The organism is Brachybacterium sp. YJGR34, assembly GCF_003347015.1.
Lineage (GTDB): Bacteria > Actinomycetota > Actinomycetes > Actinomycetales > Dermabacteraceae > Brachybacterium.
In genome coordinates this window covers 1-20,364 of the sequence record NZ_PNFB01000025.1, presented here as the reverse complement: position 1 = coordinate 20,364, position 20,364 = coordinate 1, and the positions used below count along the sequence as shown (strand labels likewise).

The 20,364-nt window shown below is 67.2% G+C and carries 18 protein-coding genes; 11 read left to right on the top strand and 7 right to left on the bottom strand.

The window, feature by feature from the left end:
• Nucleotides 1–28 precede the first annotated feature (28 nt).
• Nucleotides 29–739: an SOS response-associated peptidase gene (locus CXH06_RS16375; protein ID WP_114856271.1), complete on the top strand. Its 711-nt coding sequence runs from the start codon at nt 29–31 to the stop codon at nt 737–739.
• A 212-nt stretch (nt 740–951) separates the two neighbouring features.
• Here the strand turns inward: CXH06_RS16375 and CXH06_RS16365 are convergent, their stop codons facing one another.
• On the bottom strand, nt 952–1,746 hold the full coding sequence (locus tag CXH06_RS16365; protein ID WP_114856269.1) for a hypothetical protein: 795 nt from the start codon (nt 1,744–1,746) through the stop codon (nt 952–954).
• Between the two features lie 9 nt (nt 1,747–1,755).
• Nucleotides 1,756–2,169, bottom strand: a complete 414-nt coding sequence (locus CXH06_RS16360) for a hypothetical protein (RefSeq protein ID WP_232820403.1) — start codon at nt 2,167–2,169, stop codon at nt 1,756–1,758.
• Nucleotides 2,170–2,396: 227 nt separating this feature from the next.
• Between CXH06_RS16360 and CXH06_RS16355 the strand changes: the two genes are divergently transcribed.
• Nucleotides 2,397–3,269 (top strand): hypothetical protein, encoded by an 873-nt coding sequence (locus CXH06_RS16355; RefSeq protein ID WP_114856268.1) that lies wholly within the window; start codon nt 2,397–2,399, stop codon nt 3,267–3,269.
• Complete coding sequence (locus CXH06_RS16350) at nt 3,266–3,451, top strand: hypothetical protein (protein ID WP_114856267.1); 186 nt, start codon at nt 3,266–3,268, stop codon at nt 3,449–3,451. The genes CXH06_RS16355 and CXH06_RS16350 overlap by 4 nt, the downstream gene beginning before the upstream one ends.
• A 116-nt stretch (nt 3,452–3,567) precedes the next feature.
• Here the strand turns inward: CXH06_RS16350 and CXH06_RS18365 are convergent, their stop codons facing one another.
• Nucleotides 3,568–3,969: a hypothetical protein gene (locus tag CXH06_RS18365; protein WP_157975789.1), complete on the bottom strand. Its 402-nt coding sequence runs from the start codon at nt 3,967–3,969 to the stop codon at nt 3,568–3,570.
• A gap of 90 nt (nt 3,970–4,059) precedes the next feature.
• Between CXH06_RS18365 and CXH06_RS16345 the strand changes: the two genes are divergently transcribed.
• The 4 genes from CXH06_RS16345 (at nt 4,060) to CXH06_RS16330 (ending at nt 5,966) form a co-directional block, all read left to right on the top strand.
• Nucleotides 4,060–4,377, top strand: a complete 318-nt coding sequence (locus CXH06_RS16345; RefSeq protein WP_114856266.1) for an Lsr2 family protein — start codon at nt 4,060–4,062, stop codon at nt 4,375–4,377.
• A gap of 165 nt (nt 4,378–4,542) precedes the next feature.
• Nucleotides 4,543–5,013 (top strand): prepilin peptidase, encoded by a 471-nt coding sequence (locus CXH06_RS16340; protein ID WP_114856265.1) that lies wholly within the window; start codon nt 4,543–4,545, stop codon nt 5,011–5,013.
• Between the two features lie 150 nt (nt 5,014–5,163).
• A complete protein-coding gene (locus CXH06_RS16335) occupies nt 5,164–5,367 on the top strand; it encodes a hypothetical protein (protein ID WP_089066487.1) in 204 nt (67 codons plus the stop codon).
• A 104-nt stretch (nt 5,368–5,471) separates the two neighbouring features.
• Nucleotides 5,472–5,966: a hypothetical protein gene (locus CXH06_RS16330; protein ID WP_114856264.1), complete on the top strand. Its 495-nt coding sequence runs from the start codon at nt 5,472–5,474 to the stop codon at nt 5,964–5,966.
• A gap of 356 nt (nt 5,967–6,322) precedes the next feature.
• On the opposite strand, the gene CXH06_RS16325 is transcribed toward CXH06_RS16330, so the two are convergent.
• Nucleotides 6,323–7,021 (bottom strand): hypothetical protein, encoded by a 699-nt coding sequence (locus CXH06_RS16325; protein WP_114856263.1) that lies wholly within the window; start codon nt 7,019–7,021, stop codon nt 6,323–6,325.
• A 293-nt stretch (nt 7,022–7,314) separates the two neighbouring features.
• Nucleotides 7,315–7,620, bottom strand: a complete 306-nt coding sequence (locus CXH06_RS16320) for a hypothetical protein (protein ID WP_232820402.1) — start codon at nt 7,618–7,620, stop codon at nt 7,315–7,317.
• Nucleotides 7,621–8,648: 1,028 nt separating this feature from the next.
• Here CXH06_RS16320 and CXH06_RS16315 point away from each other — a divergent pair.
• The 4 genes from CXH06_RS16315 to CXH06_RS18825 all read left to right on the top strand — a co-directional run bounded on the left by CXH06_RS16315 (nt 8,649) and on the right by CXH06_RS18825 (nt 17,079).
• Entirely contained in the window at nt 8,649–13,733 is a 5,085-nt protein-coding gene (locus CXH06_RS16315; RefSeq protein WP_157975788.1) for a hypothetical protein, read from the top strand.
• A gap of 6 nt (nt 13,734–13,739) precedes the next feature.
• Nucleotides 13,740–14,288: a helix-turn-helix domain-containing protein gene (locus tag CXH06_RS16310; RefSeq protein WP_114856260.1), complete on the top strand. Its 549-nt coding sequence runs from the start codon at nt 13,740–13,742 to the stop codon at nt 14,286–14,288.
• Nucleotides 14,289–14,435: 147 nt separating this feature from the next.
• Nucleotides 14,436–15,734, top strand: a complete 1,299-nt coding sequence (locus tag CXH06_RS16305) for an MFS transporter (protein ID WP_157975787.1) — start codon at nt 14,436–14,438, stop codon at nt 15,732–15,734.
• A gap of 235 nt (nt 15,735–15,969) precedes the next feature.
• Nucleotides 15,970–17,079, top strand: coding sequence for a cytochrome P450 (locus CXH06_RS18825; RefSeq protein WP_114856258.1), 1,110 nt, complete (start codon nt 15,970–15,972; stop codon nt 17,077–17,079).
• 121 nt (nt 17,080–17,200) lie between these two features.
• Here CXH06_RS18825 and CXH06_RS16295 read toward each other — a convergent pair whose 3' ends face one another.
• Both CXH06_RS16295 and CXH06_RS16290 read right to left on the bottom strand, forming a co-directional pair.
• On the bottom strand, nt 17,201–17,800 hold the full coding sequence (locus CXH06_RS16295) for a hypothetical protein (RefSeq protein WP_114856257.1): 600 nt from the start codon (nt 17,798–17,800) through the stop codon (nt 17,201–17,203).
• 32 nt (nt 17,801–17,832) lie between these two features.
• Nucleotides 17,833–19,161, bottom strand: coding sequence for a DnaJ domain-containing protein (locus tag CXH06_RS16290; RefSeq protein ID WP_232820401.1), 1,329 nt, complete (start codon nt 19,159–19,161; stop codon nt 17,833–17,835).
• Nucleotides 19,162–20,364 lie beyond the last annotated feature (1,203 nt).

Sequence of the window (20,364 nt, the reverse complement as noted above, 5' to 3'; positions counted from 1 at the left end):
ACTGGGGGCAGCCTGAGGGAGGTTCTCGATGTGCGGACGATTCACGCTGGCATTCGACGGAGACGGGCTGCTGCGCTCCTACGTCGCCACTAGCGATGACCGGGCAGTTCAGTGGGAGCCGACCTACAGCATCGCGCCGCGCACGAAGGCTCCCGTGGTGCGCGAGTTCGTCGACGAGGACGGAGCGTCGCACCGCACCCTCGAGCTCGCCCGTTGGGGCCTGCACCCGTCCTGGGCGAAGGACAAGGGCCCTCGGCCGATCAACGCGCGCCTGGAGACCGTGAGCAGCAACGGGATGTTCCGCGGCGCGTTCTCGAGCGCCCGGGCCGTGATCCCGATGACCGGCTACTTCGAGTGGGTCGAGGCTGCCGACGGCGGGAAGGATCCGTACTTCATCCACCACCCCGACGGGAAGCTGCTGCACGCCGCCGGGCTCACGGCCGCCAGGAAGGACGAGGGCGACGCGTGGGACGTGTCCTTCACGGTGATCACGCGCGAGGCGCGGGATGCCGGCGGCGAAGTCCACGACCGGATGCCGACCTTCCTGACCGAGGACGCGATCGAAGAGTGGCTCTCCCCCGGGAAGCTCGAGGCCGACCAGAAGGCGCCGCTGCTCGCGCAGCTCGAGGACGTCTCGTCCACGATCGCGGGGCAGCTCGTCACCCGCCCCGTAGATCGGCAGGTCAACAGCGTCCGCAGCCTGGACCGCTCCGACCCCTCCCTGATCGCACCGATCTGACCTCGAGCACAACTGATCGAACGGAGCAGAAACCATGCCCACACCCGAAGGGTTCTCCGGTCTGCACAGGGTGCTGACCGGCGAAGAGGCAAAGGCGATGGGGCAGGAGATCGCCCGCGCGGCCGGCCGACCGGAGGCCCAGAGCGCCGGCCTCCGACCCGGCCGCATACAGCCGAGCGACGAGCCCTCCCGTGGCCCTCACCGCGGCGAGCTCAGCGGCTCTTGATCTTGCAGTAGGCCTGCACGGCGATCAGATCAGCGTCGTCCTCGCGGATCTCCGCCTGGTGCGTCCTGGTCGCCGGTTCGTCGAGACCGCGATCGACGTACCGCATCCAGTACGCCCAGCAGGCCCCGGTGCCCTGGGCGGGGTGCCCGTGCTTGGACAGGAACCTGATCCCCAACGGCAGGGTGCCGTCGTCGAGCGTTACCTCGTCGCGCAGCGCCGTGGCGATCGCGGTCGTCAGGACTCGGTCGTCGCCGGTGAGGTGCGCGAGCGTCAGGGGCTCCTCCAGGAGCCCCTCGGCCGTGGGCCACGCCTGGGGCAGGAGATCCTCGAGGGCGGTAATCGTCTCGATGGCCGTGATGTCGATCCACCAGCCGGCGGGGAACGTGAGCGTGTAGAGCTTCCTGCCCTCGCGGAAGGCGCGCGGCAGCCAGCTGGCCTTCATAGTGCCGGCCTCGTCCCACTCGGCGACGATCTCGCGCCAGAGCGCATCGAGGTCCTGCCCCATGGCGTCGGCGATCGGCTGGAGAGCACGGCGCTCGGCGTTGACGTCGGTGCGGTACGGGGCCAGCAGCTCCATGTAGGCCGTGACCCGGTCGGCGCACGCGTAGATCGTCCGGCCCGGGGTGTCGTACCGGCTCCAGGCCTGCGGGCTCTCCCCCGGTGGGCGAGGGACCGGGTTGAGGGGGCCGTAGGACTCGCGCGCGATGCGCAACGCGGAATCCGGGCCCGCCACGAGGGCGAGCCCGGTCCGCGAGCAGATCCGCTGATCGAGCGAGGTCATCGCCGCGGGTCAGCCGCTGAACGAGTCGTCGACCAGGGCCTGCGCCGCCGTCGCGACCTCCGGGAGGCGTCCCTCTCGGATCGCGTTCACCGGAGTGTCGTATCCCAGCCAGGGGTTCGCTCCGATGAACCACACCCGGGCGGTGTGCTCACCTTCGGCCTCGGAGACCTTCTGCCACTGCTCATAGGCGAAGTAGAGGCGCTTGACGGTCTCTGGGCGCGGGTTGGGGCCGGTGGACTTCGCCCACTTGTGCGAGGACTTCGTGTCCGAGGAGCCGGCGAGAGCCGAGACCAGCGTCCCTCCGAGCGAGGCGTTCAGACGCCGGGTGACCTCACGGACGTCGAGGGCGATCGCACGCCGGTAGGCCGGGTTCTGGGTCGCTCGAGCATCTGCCGAGGTGGTGGAGGATGTCGTGGGAACCATGGGTGCCTCCCTTCCGAAGGTGTCACCCCATCGTACCGTTTATTTCCCCGGCATAGCTACCGTCATGCCACCGTTATTACACCCGTTTATCCGTCTGGTGTGACAGCCCGGGCCGCCGCGCGCGACAAGTTGGTGCTGTGCGGTCACACGGCCCCCGGGAACCCGCGGTAGAGGGATGTGGGTGTCGTCGAGGCACCCACGTCCACCGTGACCCGAACGGAGATCCGATGTGCCAGTCCCAAGCCGAAGGGGGACGACGCTGCTACGCGCATCAACGACAGCGCGTCGACAAGCTCGAGCAGCGGCTCGCCGAGACCTCACCCGACACCGCCGAGCACGAGGAGATCACCTCGCGCCTGGAGACCGCCCGGGCCGATCTGATCCAGACCCGCACCGGGCTCCAGGAGCACATCACCGAGCGGACCGCCGCCGGCGGCTCCTACGACGCCGAGCAGCTCACCGCGAACATCAACCGCTACGTCGCCGACTCCCCCACCGGGAAGCCGCTCACGCTTCCCGGAGGCTCCTTCCGCGTCGTGCGCGCGCACACCTCGCATGGGCACACCGTTCTCGAGGTCACCGGGCCGACATCCGCACGGTCCTACAGCAGCGGCCTCGCGCAGCGGTACTCCCAGGACGCCGCGGGGAAGCAGGTCACCAGGGCCACCCCCACCGAGCTCCAGCACGACTTCCACACGATGCTCGTGCTCGCGGACGGTCGCGCCGGCGCAGCCGTCCGCCACAGTGGCGAGATCTCAGCGGTGTACTCCGACGGCAGCAGCCGCGGCGCGACGCGTGCCCTGCTGCCCATCGCAGTGGAGCGCGGCGGGACACACCTCGAGTGCTTCGACACGTTCCTGCCGAAGATCTATGCCCGCAGCGGCTTCGTCAAGGTCGCCTCGATCCCCTTCAACCGAGATTTCGCGCCCGACGGCTGGGACTATTCGGCCATGAGCAGGGTCGCCCCACCTCGCGGAGAACCCGATATCACCTTCATGGTGACGCAGGACCAATACGAGAAGCTCGGCCGCCCCGAACCGAGATCGTTCCAGGACTACGATGAAGCCGACGAGTACACCAGAACAGGACACACGTCATGAGCACTAACCGGAGCACCACCTACCCCGACTTCGTGACCGACTCCGATCGGCGCGCCTGGGATGAGCTCACCCCTGAGCGGAAGCAGCAGTACCTCGATGCCGTGGACTACGTCCGCGCCGAGTACCCCGACGAGGAGCTGTCCGTCGCCCTCATCGGCACGGTCCTCTCCTTCGGAGGCTGACCGCCCCACGATTGTCCGGGCCCCGCGGTTCCCCCTGACCGCGGGGCCCGGCTCTGCCCACCCGAGTAGACCAGCGGCACCGCCACATGCCTGGCACAACCCGTGACTGCGATGCCTCACGCCGGGAGTGGTTCGTCCATCTCTTGCAGGAACATCCGGGCTAGATCCATCCACTCCTGAGGAGTCGCGCCCTCAACCCAGATCTCGAGATATTCCTCCGGACTCAGCCCCATAGGCTCCTGGGTCAACGGCATAGTCTTGAACTCTGCAAACGGCGAGGTCCTCTTGACAGAAAACAAGATGTCTCGCCCCTGCGATGTGCGTCCGTCCGCGGATCCACCAACCTTGAACGCCCGGAAGACGTCGGAGCGCGTCGACGGTGGCCACGATCGCCACGCCCTATAGAAGGCCCCTTCCCACCGGTGATGCGGCCAAACCCAAGGACCCTCGAAACCAACAGCCGCAAGTCCACCGAGCAGCCCTTCCGCAATATTTCTGAGTCTCTGCTGCTTGTTCATGAGGGATCCTCTCTTGGCGGTGTCGAGTACCGTAAGCGTATTCGCCGACCTCTACCCTGGCCGCCGTGTCTACGCAGGAGGACTCCCAGCATGGCCCGCAAGACTCGCATCGTCCTGACCGACGACCTCGACGGCTCCGCAGCCACCTCGACGATCGGCTTCGCCCTCGACGGCGTCACCTACGAGATCGACCTCAACGACGAGAACGCCCAGAAGCTTCGCGACGAGTTCGAGGCGTGGCTGGAGCATGCACGCCGCATCGGCGGCCGCGCCCGACGAGGCACCTCCCGCGGACGCAGCGACGAGACGAAGCGGATCCGCGAGTGGGCGCAGGCCAACGGGTACGCGATCGCCGACCGCGGCCGCGTCTCCGCAGAGATCCGCGAGGCCTACGCCGCCGCCAGCTGAGCCCGTCCCTCACGCGCTGATCGGAGTCGCCCGACCCCGAGAACCAGGAAGAGTGTCCCCGGCGGTCACACGAGCCCGCCCCCGCCGCGGTAACAGGGCGACCATCCACCCGACGAAGGACACGACGATGCCCAGCCCCAGCAGCCTCGAGGAGGGGTAGCGCCGATGTACCTCCTCACGCCCGAGCTCTGGCCGGCCTTCGCCCTCTTTCTCCTGCTCGCGCTGCCGATGGTCGTCACCGATGCACGCGAGTCCCGGCTCCCGCTGCCGCTGAATCTCGGCCTGCTCGGCGCCGGCGCCGTCGCACTCCCGATCACCGCGGTCTGGGTCGGCTTCGATCATCTGATCTGTGCGGCCGTCTCCTGCGCGATCGCCACCGTCTTGATGCTGGTCCTGTTCGTCATCTCGCGCGGCGGCCTCGGCTTCGGCGACGTCATCCTCGTCGCCGCCCTCGCCCTCTACAGCGGCTTCGTCTCCCCGCTGATGATGCTCGCTGGCATCTGGCTGGGCTGCATCGGCACTCTGGGATGGATCCTCGTTCGGCGGCGACGAGGCATCCGCGGACACATCCCCTTCGGTCCCGGCCTGATCCTGGGCACCCTGCTCGTCCTCGTGGCTCCTGTGGCCACTGCCTGACCTACGAACCTACGAGGTTACGAACCTACGAGGTTCGCGGACCGTGCGCAGACGTCCTCTGACCAGCCCGTTCACAAGATCATCCCTAATTGTTGTCAACGGGAACAGTTGATGCTACGCTGTTCCCGTTGACAGCAATATAGAGAGGAGGTGATCCCGATCGACAAGGATCTGAAGAAGCTCCGCAAGACCCTGCTGGCACAGGGAGCGCGGATCGACGAGAAGAAGTCCGGATGGATGATCTACCCGCCCGACAAGGAACGGGACCCAGTGATGATCCACCTGACGAACTCCGACTGGCGCTCGATCAAGAACGCCAGGGCGATGCTCCGACGGAGCGGCTTCGACGTCTAGACGACGAGGGGGTCGGGCGGCCACCCGACCCCCTCACCCTACCCGCGGATCCCGACGCTCACCAGCACCTCCTCCACCGCACCACCAACACGAAGGAGAACACCATGCCCACCACCTGGCATGCCCGCCTCGACTGGGCGAGCACCGCCACCACCACGACCGACGCCCTCGAATCTCTCCTGGACGAGCTCGCCAACCACTCCCCCGCCGGATCCGTCAGCCGCGACGGACTCCACGGGTCGGTCATGCTCTTCCTGGAGTCGGCCCAGCTGGAGGATGCCATCGCCGACGCGATCGCCATCGTTCGGGCTGCGCTCCAGCGCAGCGTGCCCACAGCTGACGTCGTCGGCGTGGACGTGCGTGATGGCGATGCCCTGGACCGCGAGCTCGAGCAGCCCGTGTTCCCGGGCGTTGTCGGCTACGCCGAGATCGCTGAGATCGCGGGCGTCTCGCGGCAGCGCGCCCGGGCGTTCACGAAGATCGACGGCTTCCCGGCCCCGGTCATCGTTACCGCCCAGGGGCCCCTGATGGCCAGAGCAGCCGTCGAACGGTGGCTCGAGAACCGCAACACCCGCCCGGGCCGGCCCGCCACCTCCTGAGGCCCCACGAGCCCGCCCCGGAGGCACGCCCGACGACTCGCCGAGGACACGCCCCGTGGCCTCGCAAGCCTTCTCGGCCGTCGGGCGGTCCCGGTACCGTCGATGCGCTCCGGAGGCGGACCCGGGGCAGGAAGGAGCAGGCGACGGGCGAGGCAGCGGGCATCACCGTGGCCGTGATCGCGCTGGTCACCGCGGGTATCAACCTGGTGACGGCGCTCATCCGGGCGAAGTGCGAGGTCGGCGCACGCACGCACCGCACGGCCGCAGGTCGGCATCGGCGAGGGTGACCCAGAGGGCCGCTCACCGCGCAGCAGCGCGGGGAGCGGCCCTCCTGGCATGCAGGAGAGGTTCTACCCTCACCGCCGCCGGGAGCTGGCTCGCCGCGACTCCAGATCGATGATCCCCGGCACCTCTCCCTGTCGCGCCCTCTGGATGCGAGCAGCACGCTCATCCTCGAGGCGCACCAGGCGCCGGCGCAGCCGGCCGTAGGACCATCCCAGCCCGTCCGCCATCCGCGTGCGCGGACATCCCTCGTCCGCGAGCTCTAGGAGCAGCCGATCGCGCAGGCCCTCGCACGTGTGCCGCGCACCGGCGAGGGACTCCCACAGGCCCCAGACCTCCTCGCCGCGAACCAGCGGATTGGGCGGGCACGCGTCCACGACCTTGCTCGCCCGTCGGGCAGCGTCGCTTCCCTCTCGCACCGGCTGTCCCTCCCGCGCGAGTCGGCGGATCCACTCGGTGGAATCGCGCAGCGCCTCGGCCGTCGCCTCGAGACCACCCTCACGCGCCGCTTCGAGCACCTCGCGCGCATGGACGTCCCACACCACCTGCTGTGACGCCTTGATCTGTTCCCCGGTGCGGGCGAGCCAAGTCAGATCGGCAACCGTGCCGACTTCATCGACGCCGCCGTGCTCGTAGTAGAGCTGGGAGCTGTAGGCAGCGGTTGCCTGGAAGCGACGCCCCGAGGGCGCGTGCTCACCTCTCCACTCGTCGAGCTCGCCGCGCCATCGTGTGAACCTCGGCGAGGGCTCGCGCGGCCACGGTCCAGAAGTCATGTCCCCATGATGCCGACCTGCACATTTGCGCCCATCACGCCACGCCAGCGATTCGTGATCACCGAACCTCGTAGTCTCGTAGGCGGACAGCTCGCGGCGTCAGCGACCGATCCAATCTTCCACTCTCGTAGGTTCGTAGTCTCGTTACCTCGTAGGTTCGGCACGCCGCAGGTCGGTCGGTTCGGAACTCTGCCTCTTCGTAGTCTCCGAACCTCGTAACCTCGTAACCTCGTAATCTCGTAATCTCGTAATCTCGTAGGCTCGTAGGCTCGTGCCGTGAGCCTTGAGTGTGCTCAGTCGTGGATCTGCCGCCACAGGGGCTCGAGCTCTGCGGTGTCGCCCCGGAAGGTCTGAGCGACGTCCTTCGTCGGGAGCCAGCACATCTGCGTGGACCACGGGTTGCTCGAGTCGTTCTGCCAGACGACGAGGACCTGAGTGACTGTCCATCGGTTCGCTCGCGCCGGCCGCCACATCTCTGTGCCGTCGTCGAGCACGAGCCGCGCCAGGACCGGGATGTTGCCCATGGGGCGTGCTCCCGGCGTGCCCACCGAGGGGAGCCGGTTGGTCACCGTCAGTTCGGGCGGCCTTCGATCGCTCACCCGACCACTTTCCCACGAGGGCCCGACACGCCGGAGCGCGCAGAATCTCGACGGGGGAGCGGGGCAAGAGAGCGCCTCCTGCTCGTCCACCCAACTCAGCCCGACCAACTGCGGGGTCTCCCGAACCCGGGCCCGTAACCCCTCGAATCTGGGCGTGCCTCCCCCTGAGTTTCCCCGGGGGAGGAGTGGGGGAGGGCGTGTCTTTTGCGGTGCTCGCACCCTGCTCGCACCCCCTGCTCGCACCCTGCTCGCACCCCTAGGTGCGAGCACTTTTCCCGCCTTGACCTGCCAGTCCTTTCTGGCTCGCACCGCTCGCACCCTTTCAGGGCCAAGAGGTCGTATGCGTGCGCGCTACGCGCTCGCGTGCGCGAGGGATCGCAAGGTTACGAGGTTACGAGTCTGCTCGGATGTGTCACAGCAGGGGTCCCCGATCGCGGTAGACGGGCATGAAGGTTCTCCAGCGCGCTCGCAGCACCGACGACACGCCCAACCCCAATCTTGTTCCGATTCGGAGTTACACGGCTGTAGTTTGGTCCGCACAGGCACTGCTAGCAGACGAGGAGATGCCATGCCCCAACCGCACCGAGGCGACCGCAAGCCGGTCAACTTCCTCACCCCGAGCTCTCTCCGGGACGAAGTCGATCGCCGAGCGCACCGCGCTGGGCTCTCCCGTGGTGACTACCTCACCCGTCTGCTGGCGATCGAACACGGATTCCCGGTCCCTTCGTACATCCCGAACGGGCAGCCGGGCGATGCTCAGCTGCGTCTCCCCGATTCGGAGGCGCAAATGTCCGCTTGACATGCAGGAAGCCCCCCACCTGGCAGTGAGGGGCTTCCGAAGCTTGAGTCCTCCGATGCTTGCCGGCGAGAGAGGACCGATGACCTTCCAGCACAGATTCTGTGCCAAAACTCGTTCTTGAGGATACTCGATGACCCTGCCCATGCAAGGACCTGCGGCTGATGACACGCCGCAGCCCCAGGCATCGCTGCACCGTGTGAGGGACGCGCTGGCGCAGCGCGGTGACCCGATGAAGGGCACCACCAGCGACTTCAAGGCTCGCTGCCCGATCCACGACGACAACGAGGCGTCTCTGCACGTCAGCTACGTGCCCGGCGACGACGGGCGCGTGCTGCTGCGGTGCTTCGGCTGCCAGGGCGAGGTGCGCGACATCGCTGCCGCGCTCGGCCTCGAGGTCACCGACCTGTTCGATCGACCGCTCCCGCCCCGCGAGGAGCGTGTCGGACGGTCGACGACCCGACGCCGCACGGGCAAGCGTTGGGGGAAGATCGGCCCTCTGCCCGCACCGATCGCCGCGCCCGAGCGCGAGCCGGAGGAACAGCTCGACTGGCAGGTCACCGCGACCTACGACTACGCCCGTCCCGACGGCGAGGTGATCCAGCAGGTCATCCGGAAGGAAGCCACCAACGCCGCGGGGGAGCGGCGCAAGACCTTCACGCAGACGTACTTCACCGCCAAGGGTCAGGTCTCGAAGAAGCCGCAGGGGTTCGAGCCCACCTGGTACCGCTGCCCTGAGCTGGTCGACGCTCTGGCCGATGACGAGACGGTCTGGATCCTCGAGGGGGAGAAGGACGTCCACACCGCCGAGGAGCGCCTCGACGTCGTCGCGGCCACGAACGCCGGCGGTGCCGGCTCGCTCTCCGATGCCATGCTCGACATGCTCGAGGGCGGCACCGTCCGCGTCGTCGTCGACCGTGACGGCGCCGGCTACAAGCGCGGCGCGCAGCTGCTCGAGGCTCTCGAGGGTCGCGCTGACGTGCGCGTGTTCCTGCCCCGCACCCTCGAGGCGAAGACCGACCTGACCGACCACGTCGACGACGGCGGAACCCTCGAAGACCTGATCGAGGCCTCCCTGGCCGAGCTGCACACCTGGGCTGCCGCATCCCAGCTCGAGGGAGCTCTCTCCCGCATCGAGGAGGCTGACCGCGAGGCCCGGGCCCATCTCGACGCCGCCGAGGAACGGGCCGAGTCGGCCCCCAAGGCGGCCGAGACCCACCGCAAGCGCGCGACGCGCTGGACGATCGAGTCCGAGGTCCGCCTCGAGAAGCTCACCGAGACCACCACGACCGTCGAGCGCTACGCCACGGTCGCCAAGACGGACTGGGCCGAGGAGGCCGTGCGCCTGGCCCACTCCGCCCGTGAGCGGGGCGTCCGCCTCGCCCGCACCCTTCACGAGCACATCGGTCGCGACATCCCGCCGGCGCTCCAGCTCCCGTCGGAGACCCCCAAGCCGGTCACGGAGGCCCCTGCTCCCGCGCCGGTGCCCGAGGTTGGCCCGGCCCCGGAGCTGGCCCAGGACGCCGGTGCGGACCGCGCCCCGCGACAGTTCGACGTGGAGATCTCCGCCCCGAAGTACGTGCTGATCAACGGGCAGATCTGCAAGGAGGAGTGGAAGCCCGCCAGGGGCGGCGAGGGCGAGTACGTCCGCAACCTCAAGCGCATCCTGGACCTCGACGCACGCATCATCGCCCGCGACGCGAACGAGGTCCTCGATGACGCGGACTTCGTCGACCAGATCCGCGTCAATGACGTCACCGCGGCTGCCGCCGACGGGATCCAGGAGACCCGCACGGGCACCGGTGACCTCAAGCAGTACCTGCTCGCCTACACCCATCCCCTGTCCGGCGAGCAGATCATCACCAAGGTCGACGCCGACGACTTCACCTCGAGCAAGTGGCTCGAGCGGCTCGACTTCGCCGTGGACTACGCCGCCACGACCAACGGCCGCGCCGAGGTCGCCCGAGCCATCACCCAGGTCAGCGTCGGCTACAAGGCCCGCACCATGTACCGCGGGGTCGGCTGGCGCCGCCGCAAGGCCGCCGACGGATCCGCCGACTGGGGCTACGTCCACGCCGGAGGGATCATCACCCGCGAGGGCAACGAGCACGCCCCCGTCGCCCTCGACGCCCCGCTGAACCGCATCCAGCTGCCGCCGCCGAGCACCAACACCGAGGAGCTGCGCACCGCGTTCTCCACGGTCATCGAGCCGATGCTCGAGACCTGCCCGCGACGCGTGATCCTGCCGCTGCTGGGCTTCATGATGCGCTCGGCCATCGGCCACAACCCGATGATCACCGTGCTCGTCGGCGTCCCCGGCACCCTCAAGAGCTCGCTGGCATCCTGGGCGATGAGCTTCTTCGGCGAGACCTGGGAGCGCAACAAGCCCTGCATGAGCCTCGCCGGCACCGGCGACACCTCCAACGCCGCCCGCATCGGGATGTCCCGCGCGAAGGACTGCGTCTGGTGGGCAGATGACGCCGCCCCCGACCGCGGCATCGCCTACGCGCAGCGCGCCTTGAAGGAGAACGCGCGCATGATCGCCGAGCGCATCGGCCGCTCCCGCGCGACCCGCGACGGCAACGACGTCAACCCCGGCGCCCGCCCCAACGCCTCGGGCCTGTTCACCTCCGAGTTCGCCCCGGAGGCGGGCAGCGGCCAGCAGCGCACCTTCCCCCTCCCGCTGCGCGCCGGCGACATCTCCGTGGACCTCATGAAGCAGCAGTCCAAGGCCGATCCGCGATTCCAGCGGACGCTCCTGATGAGCAGCTTCATCCACTGGCTCGCCAAGAACGACCCCCAGCTCGTGCGCGAGCAGGCCAACCTCGACGCCGACGAGGAGCTCCACCGCCTGCGCCAGCACTACCTCACCCGCGGTGTCGCCGACGAACGCCCCGGCGCCGCCATCACGCAGATGTGGGTCGGCTTCAAGATCTTCCTGGAGTTCCTCCGCGACGTCGGCGTGCTCGACGACGACAGCGCACAGGACTGGATGACCTCCCTGAACGAGAGCCTCTTCGAGGCCTGGCAGGCCACCGTCGACCCCGACATCCCCACCTCCACCGGCGGCCGCGTCCGCGAGATGCTCCAGTACGCCCTGCACTCCGGCATCGCCTACCTCAGCCACGTCCAGGACGGCGCCGCCCCCTCCTTCCCCCTGGCTGCTCGCCTGGGCTGGAAGCGCCAGGGCGGAGCTGCATCCGAGCGTGTCGAGGCCCGCGGGATCCCGCTGGGATGGATCAACCCCGACAGCGAGAACGGCCCCGAGATCTACCTCGAGCCCCGGGCCCTGCCGCACGTCCTCGCGCAGGCTCGCACCGCCATGGACGTTCAGATCGAGCTCGACGAAGCCACCGCCAAGCGCGCCCTGTACGACGAGGGGATCCTCGTCACCGATGCCGCGCAGCCCGGCAAGGCCCCGAAGATGACCAAGACCCGCAACCTGCCCTGCATCGGAGCCAGGGCCCGCGTGCTCGTCATCCCCTTCGGGCAGCTGTTCCCCGATGATGACGAGGGCGGCGACCCCCGCCTGTTCGGCAAGCGCGCCCCCACGGGCCCCACGCCCCTGACGCGCCGCAGCACCACCCCCGCCAGCCCCTCGCCGGCTCCCGCGCAGCAGCAGCCCGCAGCGACCGCCCCGGCCGCCACCGCGCAGGCACAGGGCGCGGTGGCGCTGGCCCCTCAGCGCGACGCGCAGCCGGCCACCCAGCCCCCGGCTCCTGCGCAGGTCCCGGCTGAGCAGCCGCAGACCCAGGAACGTCCTTTCCATGTCGTCCGCACCCAGGAGGCCCCCAGTACCCTGATCGGGCCGGCTGCCGTGCTCGACGTCGACACGATCTACACCCCCGACGGGAAGCGCCACGCCTGGCCCGAGCTCACGCACGTCGGACAGCTCGCCGAGCTCCTCCCCGCCCTCGGCATCGGCCACTCCAAGGGCGACCTGCGCGAGGTCGGTCAGCTGTGGATCACCCACGCCGCGGCCCTCAAGCTCGGCCTGCCCGTCGACCAGCTCGGCGACGACCCCTCCGAGGTCCGCTCCAAGCTCTCCCAGCTCACCACCGGTCACGAGCTGATCACCCGCGCCGAGCGCCACGGCTACCGCGTCGGCGGCAAGGGCACCGCGCTGAGCAACTGGACCCGCATCTTCCGCAGCGACCAGGACGCCCCGATCGCGATGCTCGTCATCATGAGCGCGCTGCCCGAGGACTACCCGATGATCGGCGACGACCCGAGCCCCCAGGAGCTCGTCGAGCGGATCCGCGACGCTGCCACGGCTGTCGGGATCCCGCTGTACATGCACCCGGGCCAGACCGGGATCGACCTCGCGATCAAGCTGCGTCGCAAGGGCATGGACGTGACCACCTCGACCGGCCAGCGCGAGCACCGCCGCGTCAAGGAGCTCTTCGCCCCCTACGCCCCGGTCCCGCCCGCCGAGGCCTCGAACACCGAGCGTGACCTCGACTGGTCCCGCGTCCCCGACGAGCAGGAGCGCCAGCTGCCCTACCTGCACGCCTACGACCGCGGCGGCTCCTACATGGCCGGCGCCGCGTCCCTCGAGCTCAGCATCGGCGAGCCGGTCCACCACCCCGACGGCCGGCCCTTCGATAAGCGCCTGCCCGGGTACTGGCTGATCGACGTCCCCGAGAACGGCGACTGGAGGCTCCCCAACCCCCTGGCACCCGGCGGTACGAAGGCCCCCGATCACCCGATCTGGGTCACCACCCCCACCCTCGAGCTCGCCCAGGCCCAGGGCTACGGCCCCGAGATCCACGAGGCCTACACCTGGCCCGAGCACGGCCGCGTCCTCCAGCCGTTCTACGAGCAGATCAAGAACGGCCGCACCGCCCTGCTCCAGAGGCTCGACCGACTCGCGCACCCCACCGACGAGGCCGGCATCATCGATCTCACCACCACCGAGCACGCCCTCGACGCCCTCAAGGCGGTCTACACCCGCATGATCGGCATGATGGGCTCCGCGTCGTGGATGCAGGGCAAGCAGGGCTTCGCCCCCGAGCGCCGGCACCACATCATCGCCAAGTCCAGGGCGAACATCCTGCGCACGGTCGAGAAGAACGGCCTCGACAGCGGGATCTGGCCGATCGCGATCGGCACCGACACGATCTGCTACCTCTCGGCCAACCCCGACCCGATCGCCTCCTGGCCCGGCGACCCCTCCAAGCTCGGCCGCGGCTTCGGCCAGTACAAGCACGAGGGATCAGCGCAGCTCGCCGACCATCTCGAGTTCCTCACCGGACGCGACTGGCGCGGCAAGGCGAGCCTGATCGACCCCGCCGACTGGGACCCCACGAAGGAGTGACCGAGCATGCCTAACCTGTCCATCTTCCAGGGCCTCACCGGCCGCCCGGGCTCACCCACCGGCGGCAGCGTCCGCGACATGATCATCGGCGCGTTCGGCACCACCAAGAGGGGCGGCCCGAACACCAGGGCCGCCGCCGAGTCCCTCGGGGTCTCCCAGCGCAGCGTCCAGCGCTGGATCGCGGGGGAGGACCGCAAGCAGCGCAACGCCCCCCGCAGCGATCACCTGTCCAACCTGCGCGTCAAGGCCCGCCAGGCCGTGAGCACGAAGAAGGGCCGCAAGGCCTCCCTGGACCAGTCCCGTCAGCGGTTCGCGGGCCGCAAGAGCACCAAGCTCACCACCCACGGCCTCCAGGGACCCGAGGGCGGCGGGAAGGGCTACTCACGCGTCCGCACCGTCAGCATCGAGCTCTCCGGCGGCGACGTCGACGCGATGTTCGACGCCTACGAGCGAGGCGGCGACAGCGCCGTCACCGACTGGCTCCAGCAGCACCACTCCGCGAACTACGTCCCCGGCTGGACGTTCGAGAACATCGACCACATCAAGCTTGAGTAGAGGCTTCCGACCTCTTCCGCTACCGTGGAGGGATGTTCTACACGATCAAGGTGCTTCGCTAAGTCGCCGCTCGCAGTTGCCTGGAGCTCTTCGCCGGGCGCTTGCGAAGCATGCGCACTTCTACCCTTTCCGCCAATAGGAAGCACCTTGACAAGCATCAAGCATCCCCACCTTCTCCGTCGCGCACTCGTATCGAACGCTAGCGACGCTGCCGGATACCAGCTCTACGACACGATAATCGCAATCATCGTCGTAACATCTCTCGGATTCAGCGCAACTCAAGTTGGCCTACTTAACGCGCTTGGATCACTACCCTTCCTACTCCTTGCGGTCCCCATAGGAATCATTGTTGATTCTTGGGGGGCGAGCCGCATTATTGTGGTATCTCTGCTCGTTAAGGTCGCCGCCACTGGTGCTACGTTCGCTCTATACGCCACGGGCCTACTAGAAACAATCACGACATTCATGCTGGTGACCATCATCGGCATCACGACACTCGCGTCCGAGAATGCACAAACCGCACTGGTCCCTCGGATCGCCACAGGAAAACGTGAAATCACATCCTTCGTGTCTAGCATGGCTGCCGCAGACCGCATCGCCGGGATCATTGCGCCCGCGCTGGCAGGCATACTCGCAGCAGCCTCTGGCAGCGCGTACGCGCTCGGGCTCGCCGTAGCCCTCCTGGGCATCTCCGCCATTGCTGCTGTTCGGCTCCTCGCGATCCCCCGCGCAGTTGAAGCGCCGGAAGCCACAGACTCACAATCCGGCGAGAAACGGATAGCGAAGCCCCCACTGCGAACTCAACTTAATCACGGATTTGTAATCCTAAAGAATGACCGCTTTCTACTAGGAACAACACTACTAGTCGCGGCAGGAAACATAGGCCTTGCCATGGGAGACTCTCTAGAGCCGATCCTGGTACTACGCGAGCTAGACCTGGGGAAGATCTACTTTGGCCTCCTAGGAACGCTGGCAGCATTCTCGGGGATTCTTGCGACCGTAATTGCCCCCAGAGTGACTAGTCGGATCACAACAAGACGTCTTTTTGTTATTGGCGCAATAGTTCAGTCCGGTGTGGCGACACTCCCTCTGGTCTCCCTGATGGTGCCGCCTGTCGCCTACTTCACAATGGGTGCCTTTAGCGTCCTGTGGTCGATAACGCTGACTATCACCAATATTGCCGGCACTACCTATGCGGCCCAGGCGGTCAGAGAGGAGTCTCTAGGTCGCGCCGCCGCCGCACGGCGCATGATCACCATGGGTAGCGTCCCTTTGGCTGCTCTAGGTGCTGGAGCTCTCGCAGACACTGTAGGACTGGCCGTCCCGCTTCTCGTGTGGCCAACGCTCACAATCGTGGCCGCGATAATGTTCCTGGCCATGACCTCCAAGCGTTCCGAGACATCCCCGGAGGTCGACCCCGCATCGCCATCGCGAACCCCGCTGTAGAGGCCCAGTCCACGGATGTGACATGGGGCACCCTCCTCTGCTAGGTTCGCTCGCAGCAGGGGAGGTCCCTGCCATCACCAATGGAGGTAGTCATGAAGCTTCTGAAGAGCCAGGTCGCCCGCGCGTTCGCCGCCGCCGCTTACAAGAACCAGTACGGCGGACCTCAGTGACCTTCTGAGCAAACCCCTGGGGCGCAGCCTACGAGGCTGCGCCCCAGTATTATGAGTTGGGAACCATGTCCTTCTTTTCAAACTGGATAGCCACCCACGCGTTTAATCCGTATGCGCTCTACCGCTGGACAGATGACATGAGCGTCGATGCACGACACAGCGTGGTCGCCAGGCACAAGAGCGTCTCAGAGCTACTTACTTCAAAAGCGTTCCAGCTTGAGCATGAATCTGGGTTCTTCCGACTGGGACAGTCCCACCTTCCCGCGGAGGCCGTTCGGCAAGGAAGCGCCGCACTGCGGGGGCTACTCCATCAGACCTCTGTCGACCGTGCGGGGCGCGCACAGCAAATACTTTCAACATACTCGGGCCGCACTTTTTCTACACGATCAATAGGTCAGAGAATGATTCTGACTTACTTTGCTCAAGCAATCCTCCGGGATCGCCCCAAGTGCATACAAGACGCCGTCTCGAATTATGTACGGTTTTCCGTTATACCAGACGATGTTCGCCGGAGATCCTTTCGCCACTATGCGACTCTCCCTGAACTTCGCCAGAACATCGCAACCGCGATCCAGGAGGCTGACGTTCGTGAGCCGGTTTCTGACATGCTTGACATAGCCCTCACTGTCGCCCCCTCGCGAATCGGGGCGGCGGAGCTGCTCCAGCGCTTGACTCTTTCGACCGTCGGATTTACGGGCGCGGCGCTCGAATGGATACTCATCCAGGCCAGCAAAAAAGCCAAAGTTGAGGGCCGCTCTCGTGCTGAGAATCGAGTCCGTGAAACACTTCGACTAGCCTCGCCCGCTTGCCGGCTAACCCGCACTACCTCCCAAGGAGCCTCCCTTGGGGACCTGTCGTTCCCGCCAGAACATGAGTTAATTATCAACGTGAGATCGGCCAACAGGGATCAATCGGTATGGCGCGACGCAGAGACATTCATCCCGTCAAGATGGGAAGCAGGAGAGGCCAAGAAGAATGATTTAACCTTTGGTAAAGGCGCTCGCAGCTGTCCCGCACAGAGGGACGCAATAGAGGCTCTCGTTGACTTCCAGAAGCAACTAGACACCAGGTATCGCGTATCGTTTATTCGTGCACCCTTCTCGACGCCTCTGGTTGGCACCCTATTAGCCCCACCACTCGGCCTCATGACGTTGCATGAAGAACCGCATCGATGAGTTTAATTCTCCCCGTTCAGATTGATGCCGAAAGATTCGCAACCGACTTGCTCGAGCAGCACCACTCCGCGAACTACGTCCCCGACTGGACGCTCTAGAACATCGGCCGCATCAAGCTCGACTAGCTCCGTCGGCCCAGACGAGTACCGAAGAGCCGCCGGCCCCTCCTCGCTGCACCCGGAGCGGGAGCCGGCGCGGGAGATTCCTTCCCCGCTGAGAGTGCAGCGAGTAGCTCCCGGTGCTTCGCCTCCTCGCGATCGTCCTTCTCAGACTCCGCGCGTTCGTTGAGCTCGAGGGCCAACGGTTCGAGCAGCACGGCGGCGGCGAGGAAGAGGATCAGGCCCAGAGCTCCCATGAGGCCATTCCTCGCATCGTCCGTCACGTGGTTCCCCATCGTGAACAGGATGAACAGCCCTGCGGCACCGCCCCAGAGCTCGACCTTCTGCTCGGATCGCAACGACTCCCTGGTGAACTGGAACCGCTGCCTCAGGATGACCACGATCAACACGACCGTCACGATGAGCATGATCCACGCCATCGTGCGGGCTCCGTCCTCCGGCTTGATCTGCCCCTCGCTGAACATCGCATCCGGGAACAGCGCGAACGGCACCGTCGTCACCAGCGAGGCCGAGCACGCGAGGAACACCGCGACATCAGCGAACCACCGCCAGATCTTGATCTTCACGTCGAGGGCCTTCATGTACCCCTTGGCATCCGCCATACCGTCCTCCTCCTGTGCCAGGCCGCCCGCCCTCACCGGATGCTGCACACCAGATGGGACAGCAGCCGGCGATCGACCATCGTGGCCTGTTCCTCGTCCTCACTGAACCACGCCCCGAGCTCCTCGATGAGCTCCTGGGCGGTCACGAGGCGCACCGCGCCGTCGGTCCGGTCGTTGAGCAGCTCGAGGTCCTCCGTGATCGACTTCGGATGCACCACGATGTACCCCCGGACCTCAGCCCCGAGACGGCGACCGCCGAGCCTGGCCCGGTACCTCTCCACCGCCGTCGGCATGTGCGCCGGGAAGTAGCTCCACCCCTCATCACCCCCGACGCGGATCGCATCCTGTCCCGCGACCATGGCGTAGGTGGCCGGCTTCCACGCCTTCGAGTCGATCAGGGCCACGCGCCGGCCACAGAGCACCGCGTGATCGATATCAGCGGTCTCGGAGCCGGGGAACGCGAGCCCGTTCACCAGCCTCACCCCAGGGATGGACCCCAGGAAGTAGCCGACCTCCGCGGCCGTCAGCCGTTCCCCCTCGACCCCGTCCATCGTGCGGTCCAGGCCGAAGACCTCCTGCGCGTGCGCGAGGGTCTCCCCGGGTTCCCCCCAGTAGAACCCCTCCGGGATGTCCTTTTGCGGCACCCGCAGGCGCTCTCGCACCGCGAGCTCGTACACCGCCCACCAGACGCCCCCGATGAGGACGAGGATGCCTCCCAGGCCAAGCACCGGGGCATGCCAGCTCGAGGGCCCGATCGAGCTGTAGAAGACGCTCACAGCCGCGAGGACCACCGTGGTCAGCGCAAGAATGGCGGTCAGTCTCCGGGGGAACCTGCGGGTCATCCAGATTCGCAGCGCGCCCAGGAGACCGACCAGCACCGGCAACAGCGTGACCGTCACCAGTTGCGTGAGCACGATCGTGCCCGCAGCCGCGCCCGCGCCGATGAGAGCCCAGTGCCATCGGCGTAGCCCCGCCCCGGTGATCCTCACGCTCGAGCGCTCCACGCCGTCGAACTGATCGATCCAGGGCATCCGGTTCAGATCGTGCCCTTCACGCGGCAGAGGGCCGCTGTAGAGCTCCTCAGGCACCTGTTCTCCGGGTACCCACCCTCGAGGCGGAGGATCCGCCGGGGGAGGCGCGGGTTCAGCAGCCGGCGCCGCGTACCCGCCGCTCATGGTGCGGTCGTACTTCGCCCGTTGAGCGGGATCGGACAGCACCTCGTGCGCGTGTTGGATCAGGAGGAACAGCCCGTTCATCTCGGCCCCCGCAACGTCTGGGTGCGTCTTCCGAGCTCGCTTGCGGTAGGCGGCCTTGATCTCGCTCGCAGAGGCGTCCGGGGAGACCCCGAGGATCTCGTACAAGGTCGGTCCGGTGGTAGCCATGATCTGATCCTCACTCCCTCCCCGGTCCGCGGGGATCCTTCCGCCGGATCCCGTCATGCAGGACCTCGAGCGGACGCAGCTTCGCTCCGCTGATCCAGCGCTCGGAGCCTCCAGACATCCCGGCCAGTCGCACCCTCCACGGAGAGACCTCACGCAACACGGCCGCCTTCACCAGCTGGGCCTCGAACCTGTTGCTCACGACCACCGAGCGCACGTTCTGGGAACCAGCCTCAGCGTGATCCCGGCGAGTCCCCACCCTCGTCAGACGGACCACAGAGGTCCCATTGACCTGGTCCTCGACCCACACGCGATGAGGTGACATCCAGTCCTGCTCCCGCCAGGCCGCCAACGGCGCCCTGCGCGCTCGCAACCGCTCCAGGGCCTTGCGAGCGTTGTCCTCCTGGAACTGCTCACGCTCACGATCCGCAGGGGCCGGCGAGATCTCCCGCAGCAGCTCCTCGAGCCTTCGGGCCGGGATCGCCGCCGGAGACCCCTTCCAGGGCCCGCTCCGCGTCAGCCAGCGCCTCACCGTCGACGGGTGCACCTTGAGCGCCGCCGCCAGGTCCTTCTTCGTGCGTGCAGGCGTTCCTCTGCGCTGGGACACCAGGCGCAGCAGGACCTCGACTCGAGCCGGAGTCCATACGGGCCGGCTCCCCTGGGAGCCTCCGATACTCGCGCGGCCGGCGGTATCCGCTCCCCTCACCGTCTCCCAGGCGGCCAGACGGTCCTCCGTCAGTCCCCAGCTCCGGCCCACCTGAGTCACGGGCGGGAACGCCGGATCCTGGCTCCGCCACCACCGGACCGTCTCGGGCTTCACCTCGAGCCGATCCGCGATCTCCTGCACGGAGTAGACCTTCATGACACGCCTCAGTTTCCGGATAACAATTACCAATCATTCTATCGAGACCCCGCCCCAAACGCTACCGAACCAACGAGATTACGAACATACGAAGTAACGAGATTACGAGACTACGAGGTTACAGAAGTGGCCACGCAACGCCCCTACCTGAGGGTGCTTCCGCGCCCCATCTACGCACTTCAGAAGCTAATCCAGGGGCCCCGGCACCAGACCACTTAGCGCGGCCAGTCCGGGCGGCGCAGCCGCCCGATGGACTCGAACGGCGTGGCCGTGGCCACGCCTGCGAACCGGCGATGGCGCAGCCTGAGCTACCCGGCCGCAGG

Excerpts from the sequence above, each read along its gene's own strand:
- CXH06_RS16315 (WP_157975788.1), top strand. The coding sequence starts at position 8,649 with ATGAAGGGCACCACCAGCGACTTCAAGGCTCGCTGCCCGATCCACGAC.
- CXH06_RS16365 (WP_114856269.1), bottom strand. The coding sequence starts at position 1,746 with ATGACCTCGCTCGATCAGCGGATCTGCTCGCGGACCGGGCTCGCCCTC.
- CXH06_RS16360 (WP_232820403.1), bottom strand. The coding sequence starts at position 2,169 with ATGGTTCCCACGACATCCTCCACCACCTCGGCAGATGCTCGAGCGACC.
- CXH06_RS16325 (WP_114856263.1), bottom strand. The coding sequence starts at position 7,021 with ATGACTTCTGGACCGTGGCCGCGCGAGCCCTCGCCGAGGTTCACACGA.
- CXH06_RS16330 (WP_114856264.1), top strand. The coding sequence starts at position 5,472 with ATGCCCACCACCTGGCATGCCCGCCTCGACTGGGCGAGCACCGCCACC.
- CXH06_RS16350 (WP_114856267.1), top strand. The coding sequence starts at position 3,266 with ATGAGCACTAACCGGAGCACCACCTACCCCGACTTCGTGACCGACTCC.
- CXH06_RS16310 (WP_114856260.1), top strand. The coding sequence starts at position 13,740 with ATGCCTAACCTGTCCATCTTCCAGGGCCTCACCGGCCGCCCGGGCTCA.
- CXH06_RS16345 (WP_114856266.1), top strand. The coding sequence starts at position 4,060 with ATGGCCCGCAAGACTCGCATCGTCCTGACCGACGACCTCGACGGCTCC.
- CXH06_RS16355 (WP_114856268.1), top strand. The coding sequence starts at position 2,397 with ATGTGCCAGTCCCAAGCCGAAGGGGGACGACGCTGCTACGCGCATCAA.
- CXH06_RS18825 (WP_114856258.1), top strand. The coding sequence starts at position 15,970 with ATGTCCTTCTTTTCAAACTGGATAGCCACCCACGCGTTTAATCCGTAT.
- CXH06_RS18365 (WP_157975789.1), bottom strand. The coding sequence starts at position 3,969 with ATGAACAAGCAGCAGAGACTCAGAAATATTGCGGAAGGGCTGCTCGGT.
- CXH06_RS16340 (WP_114856265.1), top strand. The coding sequence starts at position 4,543 with ATGTACCTCCTCACGCCCGAGCTCTGGCCGGCCTTCGCCCTCTTTCTC.
- CXH06_RS16375 (WP_114856271.1), top strand. The coding sequence starts at position 29 with ATGTGCGGACGATTCACGCTGGCATTCGACGGAGACGGGCTGCTGCGC.
- CXH06_RS16295 (WP_114856257.1), bottom strand. The coding sequence starts at position 17,800 with ATGGCGGATGCCAAGGGGTACATGAAGGCCCTCGACGTGAAGATCAAG.